10 protein-coding genes and 2 pseudogenes are annotated in these 14766 nt (G+C 53.5%); 8 read left to right on the plus strand and 4 right to left on the minus strand.

Annotated elements, in window-relative coordinates:
- From ACEQ15_RS18370 to ACEQ15_RS18385, 4 genes and pseudogenes are all read left to right on the plus strand, one after another.
- Positions 1-313: pseudogene (locus tag ACEQ15_RS18370) on the plus strand (electron transfer flavoprotein subunit beta/FixA family protein); the annotation flags it as partial.
- An 11-nt stretch (positions 314-324) separates the two neighbouring features.
- Positions 325-1266 (plus strand): electron transfer flavoprotein subunit alpha/FixB family protein, encoded by a 942-nt coding sequence (locus ACEQ15_RS18375; protein WP_370280715.1) that lies wholly within the window; start codon positions 325-327, stop codon positions 1264-1266.
- Positions 1267-1405: 139 nt separating this feature from the next.
- Positions 1406-3052, plus strand: coding sequence for an electron transfer flavoprotein-ubiquinone oxidoreductase (locus ACEQ15_RS18380; RefSeq protein ID WP_370280716.1), 1647 nt, complete (start codon positions 1406-1408; stop codon positions 3050-3052).
- Between the two features lie 158 nt (positions 3053-3210).
- The gene (locus tag ACEQ15_RS18385) at positions 3211-3807 is read left to right on the plus strand and encodes a LuxR C-terminal-related transcriptional regulator (RefSeq protein WP_370280717.1); all 597 of its coding nucleotides are present in this window, start codon (positions 3211-3213) and stop codon (positions 3805-3807) included.
- Between the two features lie 28 nt (positions 3808-3835).
- On the opposite strand, the gene ACEQ15_RS18390 is transcribed toward ACEQ15_RS18385, so the two are convergent.
- Positions 3836-4738: a helix-turn-helix domain-containing protein gene (locus ACEQ15_RS18390; protein WP_370280718.1), complete on the minus strand. Its 903-nt coding sequence runs from the start codon at positions 4736-4738 to the stop codon at positions 3836-3838.
- Positions 4739-4878: 140 nt separating this feature from the next.
- On the opposite strand from ACEQ15_RS18390, the gene ACEQ15_RS18395 reads away from it, so the two are divergent.
- From ACEQ15_RS18395 to ACEQ15_RS18405, 3 genes are all read left to right on the plus strand, one after another.
- Positions 4879-5763, plus strand: a complete 885-nt coding sequence (locus ACEQ15_RS18395) for a hypothetical protein (protein ID WP_370280719.1) — start codon at positions 4879-4881, stop codon at positions 5761-5763.
- A 247-nt stretch (positions 5764-6010) separates the two neighbouring features.
- Positions 6011-7135, plus strand: coding sequence for a substrate-binding domain-containing protein (locus tag ACEQ15_RS18400; RefSeq protein WP_370280720.1), 1125 nt, complete (start codon positions 6011-6013; stop codon positions 7133-7135).
- The gene (locus ACEQ15_RS18405) at positions 7136-9844 is read left to right on the plus strand and encodes an EAL domain-containing protein (protein WP_370280721.1); all 2709 of its coding nucleotides are present in this window, start codon (positions 7136-7138) and stop codon (positions 9842-9844) included.
- 4 nt (positions 9845-9848) lie between these two features.
- On the opposite strand, the gene ACEQ15_RS18410 is transcribed toward ACEQ15_RS18405, so the two are convergent.
- From ACEQ15_RS18410 to ACEQ15_RS18420, 3 genes are all read right to left on the minus strand, one after another.
- Positions 9849-11852 carry a Clp1/GlmU family protein gene (locus ACEQ15_RS18410; RefSeq protein WP_370280722.1) on the minus strand — a complete coding sequence of 668 codons (2004 nt, stop codon included), beginning with the start codon at positions 11850-11852 and terminating at the stop codon, positions 9849-9851.
- A 137-nt stretch (positions 11853-11989) separates the two neighbouring features.
- The gene (locus tag ACEQ15_RS18415; protein WP_370280723.1) at positions 11990-12859 is read right to left on the minus strand and encodes a DMT family transporter; all 870 of its coding nucleotides are present in this window, start codon (positions 12857-12859) and stop codon (positions 11990-11992) included.
- Between the two features lie 51 nt (positions 12860-12910).
- Complete coding sequence (locus tag ACEQ15_RS18420) at positions 12911-13372, minus strand: Lrp/AsnC family transcriptional regulator (protein ID WP_282354826.1); 462 nt, start codon at positions 13370-13372, stop codon at positions 12911-12913.
- A gap of 649 nt (positions 13373-14021) precedes the next feature.
- Here ACEQ15_RS18420 and ACEQ15_RS18425 point away from each other — a divergent pair.
- Positions 14022-14766, plus strand: a pseudogene (locus tag ACEQ15_RS18425) (sodium:proline symporter); the annotation flags it as partial.

A 14766-nucleotide genomic window follows, 5' to 3' on the forward strand; every position in this document is an offset into this window, starting at 1 on the left:
GAAGATCGATGGCGACAAAGTCAACGTCACCCGTGAAGTGGACGGCGGTCTGCAGACGGTTGCGCTGAACCTGCCGGCGATCGTGACCACTGACCTGCGTCTGAACGAGCCTCGTTACGCGTCTCTGCCAAACATCATGAAAGCGAAGCGTAAGCCTCTGGACGTGAAAACCCCGGCCGATCTGGGTGTTGAGCTGACAGAACACACCAAACTGCTGAAAGTCACTCCACCGGCTGAGCGTCAGGCGGGTATTAAAGTCGGCTGCGTTGATGAGCTGGTCGAAAAACTGAAAAACGAAGCCAAAGTAATTTAAGGGGTGATCTAATGGCTATTCTGGTTATTGCAGAACACGACAATAGCACCCTGAAAGGTGCAACTCTGAACGCAGTTACCGCCGCATCTCAGATGGGCGATGACCTGCACGTACTGGTCGCAGGCGCCGGTTGTGGCGCGGTGGCTGAAGCGGCTGCACAGGTTGCCGGCGTCAGCAAAGTACTGGTCGCAGACGCGGCGGCGTACGAGCATCAGCTGGCGGAAAACCTGTCCAAGCTGGTGGCCCACATAGCGAAAGAGAGCGGGCAAGACTACAGCCACATCGTCTCTCCAGCGACCACTACCGGTAAAAACTTCCTACCACGCGTAGCCGCTCTGCTGGACGTTGCACAGATCTCCGACATTACTGCAGTCGAAGCGGCGGATACCTTCCAGCGCCCAATCTACGCGGGTAACGCCATTGCAACTGTCCAGTCCATGGATGCGATCAAAGTGATCACCGTGCGTGGTACTGCATTTGACGCAGCGGCAACTGAAGGCGGTTCCGCAGCGGTTGAAGCGGTAGGTTCCGTGCACGATGCCGGTATCTCCAGCTTTGTGGGCGAAGAGATGGCCGTATCCGACCGTCCAGAACTGACCGCGGCGAAAGTGGTGATCTCCGGTGGTCGTGGTATGGGCAACGGCGAAAACTTCGAAATGCTGGAGAAAATCGCTGACAAGCTGGGCGCCGCGGTGGGTGCATCCCGTGCGGCAGTTGACGCAGGCTTCGTGCCTAACGACATGCAGGTCGGTCAGACCGGTAAGATCGTTGCACCTGAGCTGTACATTGCCGTGGGTATCTCCGGTGCCATCCAGCACCTGGCGGGTATGAAAGACTCCAAGATCATCGTCGCCATCAACAAAGACGAAGAAGCCCCGATCTTCTCTGTGGCGGACTACGGTCTGGTAGCGGATCTGTTTGAAGCGGTGCCGGAACTGGAAGGCAAACTGTAAGCCGCTTCCGAGCCTTAACCTTCCGTAGGTTGGCCTTCGCAACGCGAAGCCCAACACTCAGGTAGTTCGTTGTTGGGCATTGCTTTGCAATGGCCAACCTACGGGAAATAGGCTTGGCTCATATTTGTGAGGTATTCATATGCGCGAATCCATGGAATTTGACGTTGTCATCGTTGGCGCAGGGCCGTCCGGTCTGTCGGCTGCCTGTCGATTGATGCAACAAGCTCAGGCTGCTGAGCAGGACCTAACGGTCTGTGTGGTGGAAAAAGGCTCCGAAGTGGGCGCCCATATCCTGTCCGGAGCGATTGTTGAGCCGCGTGCCCTGAATGAACTGTTTCCGGACTGGAAAGAGCAGGGTGCGCCGCTGAATACGCCGGTCACTGAAGACCAACTGTTCCTGCTGAAAAACGAAGAGAAAGCCCAGAAACTGCCGAATCTGGTAGTGCCGAAAACCATGCACAACCACGGCAACTACATTGCCAGTCTGGGTAACCTGTGCCGTTGGTTGGCGGAACAAGCTGAACAGTTGGGCGTGGAGATCTTCCCGGGCTTTGCCGCGGCCGAGATCCTCTACCATGAGGACGGCTCTGTAAAAGGCATCGCCACCGGTGACATGGGGATCAGCGAAGCCGGCGAGCAGAAAGACAGCTATATGCCAGGCATGGAGCTGCACGCCAAATACAGCTTGTTTGCCGAAGGTTGCCGTGGTCACCTGGGTAAAGAGTTGTACGCCAAGTTTGATCTGGATGCTGACGCGGATGCCCAGCACTACGGTATTGGTATCAAGGAGCTGTGGGATATCGACCCGGCGCAGCACGAGCCGGGTCTGGTGCTGCACGGGTCCGGCTGGCCGCTGGAGAAAGACACCAGTGGCGGTTTCTTCCTCTACCACACCGAAAACAATCAGGTCGTGGTGGGATTGATCGTCGACCTGAACTACGCCAACCCGCATCTCAGTCTGTTTGATGAGTTCCAGCGCCTCAAGCACCATCCGGTCCTGAAACAGTACCTGGATGGTGGCAAACGCGTATCCTACGGGGCCCGTGCCATCGCTAAAGGTGGTTTTAATGCGCTGCCGAAGATGACCTTCCCGGGTGGTCTGGTGATCGGCTGTAACGCCGGCACCCTGAACTTCGCCAAGATCAAGGGCACCCATACCGCCATGAAATCCGGCATGTTGGCCGCTGAATCCGTGTTTGAAGCGATCACTGGTGGCTGTGAAGGTGGCAAAGAGCTGACCGGCTTTACGGATCGTTTCAAGGACTCCTGGCTCTACGATGAGTTGTACCGCACCCGTAACTTCGGCCCTGCCATGCATAAGTTCGGTCCGATGCTGGGCGGTGCCTTCAACTTTGTCGACCAGAACCTCTTTGGCGGTAAATTGCCGATCACCCTGCGTGACAACCATGTCGATTATGCGCAGCTGAAGCCGGCGGATCAGTTTACGCCAATCAACTATCCAAAGCCGGATGGCAAACTCAGCTTCGACAAGCTCTCGTCAGTATTCCTGTCAAATACCAACCATGAGGAAGACCAGCCGTGTCACCTCAAACTGAGTGATGCTGACCTGCCGTTGAACAAGAACCTGCCACTCTATGCGGAACCTGCGCAGCGCTACTGCCCGGCTGGGGTCTATGAAGTGGTGGAGGACGAGCAGGGCTCCCGTTTCCAGATCAACAGTCAGAACTGTTTGCACTGTAAAACCTGTGACATTAAGGATCCGGCCCAGAATATTACCTGGGTAACCCCGGAAGGGGGCGGCGGCCCCAACTATCCGAATATGTAACTGGTTTCTACCACTTACTCTTCCCGTCTTTGCTGTTGTGAGTCCGTTAGCTCGCACATCCTTTGTCAGGTGCCTATTTATAGGTACCTGATCTTTTTCACGACGTTTAACGAAGGTTGCCCGAGAAGATCATGAGAGTATCCAGGAATATTTTGGTTGTGGCTCCAGATGAACTGTACCGTCAAGGCGTAAAGATCGCTCTGACCCAAGGGGATTCCGACAAGCAACCAGAGTTTGAAGAAGCCGAAAAGCTGACCGCCAAACATATCCTTCAAGATTGGGGATTGATCGTACTTTGCGAGCAAAGCTTATCGCATGGGAGAATGCGTACAGTTCGGCAGCTGATCAGTGCAACCGATGTACCTGTCTTGGTGATTGCAGATCATATGGGACCTGATTCGCTGTATAAAAGTCGTCGAATCGGTGCCCAGGGGCTGGTGTTTAGTTACTCCGGTCTGGTCGAGGTCTACCGTGTTGCCAACAAGCTGTTGAGTGGTAGACAGCATTGGCCTGTTGTGAAGGAAATAAGCTGCATAAAAGATTCTTCACGGGCTAACAGGGCGTCACCTAAACCACCGCAACTTACAGAGCGTCAGGAGCAAGTGTTGGAATTTGTTAAGGTTGGTCTGTCGAACAAACAGATTGGCTACCATATGAACTTATCTGAAAGCACTGTTAAATCCCATATGGCGGTGTTGTTACGAAAATTTGATGTGGCAACACGGACAATGCTGGTTTCAAGATTAAGCGCTTAATGAGATGTAATATCGCTAGAAACATGTTCTAGCGTCCGCTCCGGGTATCGCGAAACTCCGTCGGCGTCAGTTGCACAATTCGCTTAAAGAACTTGATGAAATTGGTGGCTTCGGAAAACCCCAGATAGTAAGCAATCTCGGCAACCGACGCACCACTGTGCGCCAGCATTCTTTTCCCTTCCAGTGCGATGCGGTGATCGATCACCACTTTGGCGCTGTATCCTTCGATCTCAAGGCAGGCCCGGCTCAGCGTGCTGGTGGAGTATCCCAGGCGTCTGGCATAAAACTGCAGCGCGTGTTCGTTGCGGTAGTGTTGTTCCAGCAGCTCAACAAACAGTTTGTACTTCTCGTAACCGGCGGTGCGTGTGGTTTGGTTTTGCACCAGATCTCGCTGAAAACAGGCCAGACGAAACAGCAGGGCCAACAGTTCATGGCGAATCAATGAGATCTCCAGTTCACTGCCATCAAAGCCTGCGATATCGCTCTCCAGTCGGTCTGTCACCTGCTCCAGCTTGGTTTGCAGCTCATGGCTCAGCTGCGTTTGGGGTTGCCAATCGAACAGGGTAAGCAGCTCCAGCTCGCGGGTATGAGATACGGCCGCGTCGAACGGCAGCGCGGTGGGATCGACCAGGACGATCTGCGCTTCTGCCTCTGTCGTTGGATGCCATTGCTGGACCTGACCGGGCCGAACAACCACGAGTGACCCTGCCGGTAGCTTGTAGTCCACGAAGTCGAGTGTATGGACCAGATTTCCTGAGGTGACCATCAATAGCAGGTAGAGCTCTACCCGTTCGGGTATCGTCAGTCGCTCATCCGGTACCTTTTTCATCAGATCGCCGAATGTCAGTACCTCTACGCCAATCGCATTTAACTTGCTGTTTTCAAAGCGGGTCTTTCTAAGTGGGCTTGCTTGATCTGAATGCATAGCCATGTGGTTTTATTACGCCTTGCTCGATTTTGATCATTGATTGCGTCTAGCTTACCTCGTTGCAGGTTGCTCTGTCAGAGATAATTTTTCCATCGAAAACATTATCAACATCGGCTCGAAAAAAGCCGATACCGGGAGGAAATATGCGTCTCTTATCTCGTACTCCATTTAAAGCGGTTGTTGCATTGAGTGCCGTTTTGCTGAGTGGATCTGTAACCGCGGGTACTGCTGTCGAAAACACTGTGAATGTGTCGAACAAAACCAAAGTGGTTGAACTGCTGAAAAGCATCGAAACCGGTGATGCAGGTCCAGTGGCTTACATCAATCCTGAAAAGTACATCCAGCACAACCTGGCGGTAGCCGACGGATTGGCGGGATTCGGTGCAGTCCTGCAGGCGTTGCCAAAAGGCTCTGCGAAAGCAGATACCGTGCGTGTGTTCCAGGACGGCGACTACGTTGTTGCTCATACAAAATACAACTTCTTTGGCCCTAAGGTAGGCTTTGACGTATTCCGCTTTGAAGAAGGAAAAATCGTCGAGCACTGGGATAACCTGCAGGAGATCGCACCGGCAAACCCAAGTGGCCGCACCCAGTTGGACGGTCCTACCGTCGTGACGGATCTGGATAAAACCGAGCAGAACAAAGCGATTGTGGCTGACTTTGTGCAGTCGATCCTGATTAAGGGCGAGATGGAGAAAATCTCCCAGTTTATCGACGGTGGTGACGATCAGTATCTGCAGCACAATCCAGGTGTTGCGGATGGGCTGAGCGGCTTGGGGCAGGCGCTGAAAGCATTGGCTGACCAGGGTATGCCGATGGTATTTACCAAGAATCACAAGATTCTGGGTGAAGGTAACTTCGTATTGGCGATCAGCGAAGGGCAGTTCCTGAATAAGCATGTCGCATTTTATGACCTGTTCCGTCTGGATAACGGCAAGATCGTTGAGCACTGGGACACCATCGAGGCGATTCCACCACGTGCCGAGTGGAAGAACGACAACGGCAAGTTTGGTTTTGTCAGCCGATAAGCTCATGAGCTTTTAGCTCAAACAAATCCCTCCAAAGTCGCCTTTCTTATGGCGGCTTTTTTGCGTTCTGACGTCAACAGATTGATGTTTAGATCAACATATTGATTATTTGTAATAAAAAGTCCCAGCGAATACCGGGTTATTACCTATAATCCTATTTCAAGAACTGTGTTTAACCGGTATCTTGTATATCGATCACGCTGTACCACCTCTGTGGGTGGGTAAAACTGACAGGAGGTTGGTCACCATGTCCAGATTTGTTTCCCGCATCTGTATGCTCGCCGTTGCGTTGCTGTTTGTCGTTACTCAGCCGGTAGCGTACGCCGCGGAAGATTACATGCGCATTGATGAGTATCTTCGTCTCCACCCTGAGCAGCGAGATACGATGGATCAATTCTCTCAACTGGTACGTGCGCCCGCCGTTCCATTTAAAGCCCAGCTTGATCGCCCCGTGCGCATTGCAGTGATCTACCCAGGTCTGCAAAAGTCTGACTACTGGCGCCGCAGTCTGACTTCGTTTGAGCACCGTCTGCGCAGTATCAAATTACCCTATGAACTGAAATCCTTCCTGTCCCGCCCATCGGTTGATGCCGCCTTGCAGCGTCAGCAGCTGTCCGAAGCGCTTAAATGGAAACCGGATTACCTGGTCTTTACCTTGGATATCGCACCCCAGAGCCGCATGATCGAGCGTCTGATCGCACGGGGTAAACCGAAACTGATTCTGCAAAACGTGACCACACCGCTGCTACGTTGGCAAAAGCGCCAGCCGTTCCTGTACGTGGGGTTTGATCACGCCGAAGGCACCAAGCTGATGGCCGACTGGATGCTGCGCAAAACCGATTACAGCGGCAAGTACCTGATGCTCTACTTCTCCCCGGGTTATGTCAGCCAGATGCGGGGTGATACCTTCGCCAATCAGGCGGCTAAGCATCCCGATATCCAACAGGTAGCCGCGTTCTACACCGATGGTGATCGTGATAAGGCGTACAAGGCAACGTTAAGAACGCTGGAGAAACATCCGGATATCGAGATGATCTTCGCCAACTCCACCGATGTGGCACTGGGAGCGCTGCAGGCTCTTAAAGAGTCTGGCCGTACCGATGTACTGTTGAACGGTTGGGGTGGTGGTGACGCCGAGCTCGCTGTACTCAAGAAGCAGGGGCTGGACGTAACGGTAATGCGCATGAATGACGATAACGGGGTTGCTATGGCTGAAGCGATTAAGCTGGATCAGCAGAACCAAGCCAACCGTGTGCCGCAAATCTATTCCGGAGATATTGTCCTGCTCGACAATAAACAGTCTGCCGAAGAGGTCCAGATCCTGAAGCAGAGGGCCTTCCGACTGAGCGAACGACCTCTAGAGGCTCAGTAAGTGCAAAAGGCTCGCTTCTCTACCGTTCTACTCGTATTGGTGTTTGCGCTGCTGGCAGTGGTCTCTGCCATTCTGTTAACGCCGGCCTATCTGGGCTCTGAAAAAGCCCTCCAACATGAAATACAGCTTGCCTATGCGCGAGACCAGCGTGCGTTGGATGGTGTACTGGAAGCCCGCTTCCGAAACATCCAGCATATCAGCCAGGAAGTGATCAAGACCCACGAGCTTCGTGATCGGGTTCAAGGGCGCGAGCGCCTGGCGGTGGCGAGTTTTCTTGACGAATTGCTGTTGGGCCCCAATGGCCAGCATATCGATGCCATGGTGGTCGAATATAACGACGGTATGCCAACCGTTGTGACCAATAGCAGCATGTTTGATATCCAGTTGCCATGGGAGCAGATACTGGAGAACTACAGTCCCCCGGGTGTATGGAGCAGCGTGAATGCTGAGGGTGATGACAAGCGATACAGCTTGCTGCGTCTGACGTTACCGGTGGTGGATGGCCGGTATGGCGAAGTGATTGGCAAGATGCACACCTTCGTGATGCTGAACGACAACTACTGGATTATCAGTTTATTGCAGGAGCTGTTCGGAGCGCAGGCGATCTCTTTGTACAACGGTGCACAGTTGCTGGATGGCCTGGAGAGTGAAGATGCGCAGCTGCAGGCGCTTGCCAACGCTGACTTTACGGATCTGGGGGTGGTTACCAACGATAAGAGTATCCTGCGCGAGCACACCCTGAATATCGACGGCAGTGAGCAGTATACGGTGCGCTCGTTGTTGCCAAACGCTGCTTATCAGGCGTTGCAGGATGCCTACCTTTCCAACTTGCTGGTAGCTGCGATCGTGGTAGGGGTGCTGGGCATCTCAACCATGTTTGTCATTCTGCGTCTGACCCGCAGTTCGCTTTCTTATCTCACACGGTACGCGGAACAAGTGCCGGAGAGTGGATCGCCGCAAAGTTTCAGAGGTGGGCGTTTCTACGAGTTCGAGCGTGTGGGCATGGCGGTGGAAAAGATGCTGCTGCGTATCCGCGACCGTGACAAATTGCTGTCCAGCATCCTGGATCACTCGCCCGATCTAATCTTCGTAAAAGATAAGGAACAGCACTACCAGCTGGTGAATACCCGCTTTGCTGAAATGTTTAACCAGAAGCCTGAACAGGTGATTGGGCGGGAAGATCAGACGGTTTTATCTGAGGGATTGAAGACGCTCGCAAGTCGCTCAGATTCGCTGTTGCTTGATAGCGGTAAACCAAACTCTTACGAAATGGATATGGCAACCAGCAAAGGGGATCTCACCTTCCTGGTCAACAAATTCCCGATCTATTCCGATGAGGGTGGTATCGAATCGATTGGTGGCATCGCCACCGACATTACGGAACTCAAAAATGCAGAGCGACGTCTGCAGCGCTTGGCCCACTATGACAGCCTGACCGGATTGCCAAACCGCACGTTCTTTAAGCAGCAGCTCAAAGCTGCCATCGCCGATAAGCAGAGCCAGATTACCGCAGTGATGTTTATCGATCTGGACCACTTTAAGAACGTTAACGATACGTACGGTCACAGCGTGGGGGACCAGCTGTTGTTGCAGGTGGCAGATCGTCTGCGCAGCTGCGTCAGTCCGGACGATACAGTGTCTCGCCTGGGTGGAGATGAGTTTACGGTGATTGTGCGCGGGCTGAAGGATAACCTGCAAACCGAAACGATTGCTCATCGCATCGTGGTAGCACTGCGTAAGCCGTATGACATGGGATCGATCCGTTGTTACACCTCGGCCAGTATCGGTATCTCCATTGCCGGCAAAGATGGTAATGATGTGGATACCCTTACCCGTCATGCCGACCTGGCGATGTATCAGGCGAAGGAGAAGGGGCGTGACGTTATCCAGTTCTTCGACCAGGAGATCAACGAATGTCACCAGCTGCATCACCAGTACGAGGAAGACCTGCGCCAGGCCTTTGATCGCGACGAACTGTTTGTGGTGTTCCAGCCGCGCTTCGACATTACCGGTCAGCATATGATGAGTGCAGAGGCCTTGGTACGTTGGCGCCATCCTGAACATGGTCTGGTACCGCCAAGCGACTTTATTCCGATTGCAGAAGGCTCAAACCAGATCGTTAAGTTGGGGCGTTTTGTACTGAATGAAGCCTGCAGACAGGCAGCAGCGTGGCTGGCCGAAGGGTATTCGATGTCTGTTTCGGTAAACCTTTCAACCCGCCAGCTCTACGATCAGGATCTGTTGCAGGATATCCGGAACGCTTTGTCTGATAGCGGCTTACCATCCCGCTTGCTGGAGCTGGAAGTCACCGAAACCCATATGATGGAGAACATCGATCAGTTCCTGCCGTTGCTCAATGAGATTCGTGGCATGGGTGTGCAGATCTCGGTGGATGACTTCGGGACCGGATACTCGTCGCTGATGTATCTGAAGAAACTGCCGGTCGAGGCCGTAAAGATCGACCGCTCCTTTATCATGGATATTCCGGGTGATGTGGATGACGAGAATATCGTGCGAGCGATCATCAGCATGTCCCACAGTCTGCGCTTGAAGGTGGTTGCCGAAGGGGTGGAAACGGAGGAGCAGCGTCGTTTCCTCAGTAGCCTCGGCTGTGATGAGCTGCAGGGCTTCCTGTTGGGCCGTCCGGATGATGTCTCCGTACTCAAGGCGCTGGCCGATCAGCAGACGGTTAAACCGGAGAGCGATTAAGCGATTAAGAGGCGGGCTTACGGGTGTTGGGGCATGATGCCGATACCTCGTCATAGATCTCGTCAGACAGCGCCTGATACCGGCCGGAGAAGTGGAAGGGAATCAGGTGCTGTACAGCGGCTTCAGTGCCGATTTCACCACATGCTTTAGTGGTCAGGTGACCGGTAAAGCCCGCCAGGTCCCGGTCTCCATTCATAAACGATGCTTCGCAGAACAGTGTATGGGCGTCTTGTGCAAGGCTGCACAACACGGATCGGTTTTTAGTGGAATCTGCCAGATCAGTCGCGTATACCAACCTTTTCCCGGCACTCTTTAATAAAATCTGATCCGCCAACTCACCTGACAAAAATGTCCGGTCGTTGACCTGAATTTCAGCATCTCTGACTCCATTCAGCACATGGTCCTTCAGCACCTGCAGCCAGGGGCCGGCGCTGAAGTTAAGGGCGCGCCGGCGCTCTTGTCGCACATTTACCTGGCGCAGCGGTTCAAAGGCATAGGCCAGAACCGGGGTGAAGGGATTGCCTGGGCCGCAGTCTTTGGCGGTGTGATCTAGGGTGACGGCGCGTATCTGAAATTGTGCTTCCTGCCAGATGATCTGGTCTTTAATGGTTCTCACATCCAACGCTTTGCTTAACGGCGAACCGGCGGCAATCTGCCAATGGTGCAGTTGGTTGCCGTGCACTTCATAGATATCAAAGTGGGGTGCTTTGTCGCCAATCCGGTCCCATAAGATCCCGTCGATCATGCCGGCGATATTCTTTGCCAGTCCCGGTGGACCGAAGATGCGACAAGAGGGGTAGTGGCCTATACGACAGCGCATCAACCACAGAAAACCACAGATATGGTCCACATGAGCATGGCTGATAAACACATCCGTCACCTGATGAGCGGTGCGAGCGGAGAGGGGGCCGTGGTAGCCCAGGTCAAACAGCAGGCAGCGTTTCTGATGGCCAATCTGAAGCAACAGCAGAGGATCTCCAAATACACCGTTTACCAGCGTGGCGTCCACAAGGCCAACCCGCATCATGATGGGCGGGCTGAGCTGATCCATCGCCTGCCGGGCAACAAAGGCTTCATTGGCGAGGGGCGCGATTGTTGGTTGGGTTTTGTTTTCTTCATCGGATAGGGAGGGGATGGCGGTGTGAAGCCCGTGTTTGTCGTTGTATACGGCATCCCGTATCAAGAGCCGGTGTACCTTGGTTTCCGCCGGGACCGGTGTTGTGATCAAGATCTCATCGTCATCTAGCGCAGCAATCTGCCCCATACCCAGTGTGCGTTGACCGTTGATCAGCGCCACCTGTCGACCAGTCCAGCCATTGTTATCATTGGAAGCTGGCAACATGCCGGTCAGCTGCAAACGATCCAGCCTGAAACGGCGCTCATGGGCGTGTTGCATATAATCCAACCAGCGCTGGGTACGGTGCTGTTTGATATCGGACTTCACAGGTTTTTGTGCATCGGGATCTGAATCGAGAAACAGCACTTCAGCGCTGCATCGCTCAAGCTCTTCGCTCAAAGGGGCGGGGACGTCAGCTTGTACAAGCACAACGACGAGGTCAGCCCGCGTAGCCTGGATCATTGCTGGCAGCAGTTCAGCGGCACCCACACCGCGGGTTACACCCGGGGTGTCGATAAGCAGGTAGGCTTCGGGTCGTTGTGATTCTCGTTTAATCAGCTGGTTGATGCCGGTGATCAGCGGCAACCTAAAACGGCCTGCATCCAATGAACAGAGGGGTTCTACATCCTGCAACTGCGACTCAAGTTTGGACTTCTGGTGATCTAGTGAATGCAGCGACAGGCAGCCGGGTATGCCAAAGGCTGGAGATCCGGGATCGGCATCAAGAAGCCTGACTAAGGCTCCCTTGTTAAGCAGCTGGGTTGCAAGCCAAATCGCCAGGGTGGACTTACCTGTCCCGGTATCGCCAAAAATCAGTATTCGACGGGGGTAGTGCAGATACTGGCTTATAAGCGTCTGGCAGCTGCTTCTGATGGGGTGAAGGCTACGCATTGCGGGTTTTCTGCAGGAAGATCAGCTTCCTGATATCTACAAGCGTAGCAGAGCCGCTGATAGACAGCGGTTCCAAAGCCCTTTGTCTGTGGCGTCAACACGAGCTTATTCTGCAAAGCCTTTGACGTGGTCTAAGGCTAACGCTTGGCCTGTCCGACCAACACGCCACCAATAATCAGCACCAATCCCACAATGGTTGAGACCATCACCGGTTCCCCGACGATCACCGCCAGAAGCAGTAGGGATATCGGAGGAGAGAGGTACACCAGGTTACTTAGCTGGGCTGTGTTGGTGCTCAGGCGCAGGGCGTTCATCCAGAGCAGGAAGGCCAGGCTCATCTCAAATGCGCCGATGTAGATTCCCCCCCCAATCGCTTGCCAGGGGATTGCGGTGAAACCGCCCTGAATAAACATCAGCACAGTGAGTATGGGCAGGCTCAGGCCAAAGCAGAGTAGCAGGGACGCCACCGCATCGTGGGGTCTGCGGGTATTCAGAATCCAGTAGCTGGCAAAGAAGATTGAGCTACCTGCACCGAGTGCCACGCCCAGTGGGTTCTGGAAGTCCAACGCCAGCAGATCACCTTGCGTGGCGATCACCAGCACGCCGGAATAGGCGATCAGGACACTGATACCGTTGAGCAGGGTAAAGCTCTGACCCAGAAACGGCACGGCGAGAATGCTCAGCATCACAGCCCAGGTGTAGTTCAGTGCCTGGGCCTGTTGGGCGGGCAGTAGATCGTATGCGGCGAACAAGATCAGGTAGTAGGCGGTGGGATTAAGCGCTGCCAACAGCAAGAAATAACCCGGGGACTCGCGCAGGTAATCCTTGGCCAGCTGGAGTTTACCCTGATGGGCTGCAGCAACGGCCAGAATACCGCAGCTGGTGGCAACCGCGAGCCAAAGCATCTGCAGCGGGCTGATCAGTGACAGAGTCAGTTTGAAGGCGCTGGCGACGGTGGACCACATCAAGACGCAGCCCATGGCCAGTAAAACAGCTTTACGGTTCAAGGTGTTTCCTTACAGAGAATTAACGCTATTTCCAGGCGGATAGCCTAAAGATCAGAGCAGTTTTGCTTCAATATCTTTCACGTCTTCCATTACCACAAAGGTGCTGGTTTGGGTCACGTAGGGGAGGGAGGAGATCTTTTCACCCAATACCGCACGGTAGTTTTCCATGTCGGTGGTTCGCACCTTGAGCAGGTAGTCAAAGTTCGCTGCAATCATATGGCACTGCTCGATCTCGGGAATCGCACGTACCGCGTCGTTAAACGCTTGCAGAGCTTTAGTACGCGTATCACTGAGGGAGACCTGTACGAAGGCAACGTGCTTGGTACCCAGTTTTTTCTGGTCGATCAGTGCGATGTAACCCAGGATATATCCCTGTTCTTCCAGGCGTTTCATACGGATCTGGCAGGGCGTTTTAGACAGACCAACCCGCGAGGCCAGCTCGGTCACGGTGATACGGGCGTTCTTCTGTAGCTCGCGCAGAATGGCGCGATCGATCTTGTCCAGATTATCCATACAGGTGTCGATGCTTAGTGTTTTTATGGTTGTTAATAGAGTATGTGTAGAAGCATACGACTGCGTTTGTGAAAAATACAGTGAAAAAGACTAATGTAGACGTCGGGAAGTTGAGATGTTGTGCGTTTCGTCTGAATTGTGATGGGGATTTGGTCTTGAAATCGCGCCAATAAGAAACGAAGCGACTATCCAGGATGCATTTTTAAGCAGCGTTAGTCTGCTATTTGATCAACTTGAAGGCTCATGTTTCTTGGTGTTTGGCTATTTAGGATAAATATCTTTATTATTTCGCCCGCTTTGACGTAATGGCTTTTTGAGTCGTTAATAAAAAGCAAATGCACTTCAGATCGAGGATATATAGAACAATTGCCTGTAAAGATATCTATAAGCTATTGCGCCATTGTGATAGCTGGTCTGTGGTGCGGTGATCCCGTGCAATTCCTGCGCACATGTAAGGAACCGGCAAGCGGCGGCAATACATTCGCTGTTGCTTGCCGGGGCTTCAAGGAATCCGCCATCTGAAGATGAGCTTCGGGGGTGTTGGTGGGTTTCCTCACATCAATGCTCTTAGAAGAGGTTTCCCGATTCAGGGTGCCTGTTCTGTCCGAACGCATAATAACCATAACGCTGATTTAATAGGTTTATGTTCATGGTAACCCTTACCTTTATTGTTTACCTGATTCTGATGCTTGCGATTGGTATCGTTGCATACCGTCGCACGCAAGATCTGTCTGACTACGTACTGGGTGGTCGTAACCTGGGTCCTATCCCGAGTGCACTGAGTGCCGGTGCGTCCGATATGAGCGGCTGGCTGCTGATGGGGCTGCCTGGCTACGCGATGGCTGCTGGTTACGGTTCTTTCTGGCTGGCTGGTGGCCTGCTGGTTGGTACCTGGTTGAACTGGCTGCTGGTTGCCCAGCGCCTGCGCGTATACTCCTACAAGGCTGATAATGCGCTGACTCTGCCTGCTTTCTTCGAAAAACGTTTTGAAGATAACAGCCACAGTCTGCGTGTGGTGTCCGCGTTCTTCGTACTTGTATTCTTCATGTTCTACACCAGCTCCGGCCTGGTTGCAGGCGGTAAGCTGTTCGAGACCGTATTCGGCTTCGACTACACCATTGCGGTACTGGTTGGTGCGGCAGCGGTTATCTCCTACACCCTGTTCGGCGGCTTCCTGGCAGTATCCTGGACCGACGTGGTGCAGGGCCTGCTGATGGTCGGTGCACTGATCCTGGTTCCGTTGTTTGCAATGGGCGAGATCGGTGGCCTGAGCGGTACTCTGGCTGCAGTTGAAGCTAAGAACCCCGAGTTGCTGAATGCCTTTACCGAAGCCGATGGTAGCTCCATCACTGTGGTCGGTACGCTGTCCCTGCTGGGCTGGGGCCTGGGTTACT

It is taken from the genome of Pontibacterium sp. (genome assembly GCF_964228735.1).
Classification (GTDB): Bacteria; Pseudomonadota; Gammaproteobacteria; order Pseudomonadales; family Balneatricaceae; genus Pontibacterium.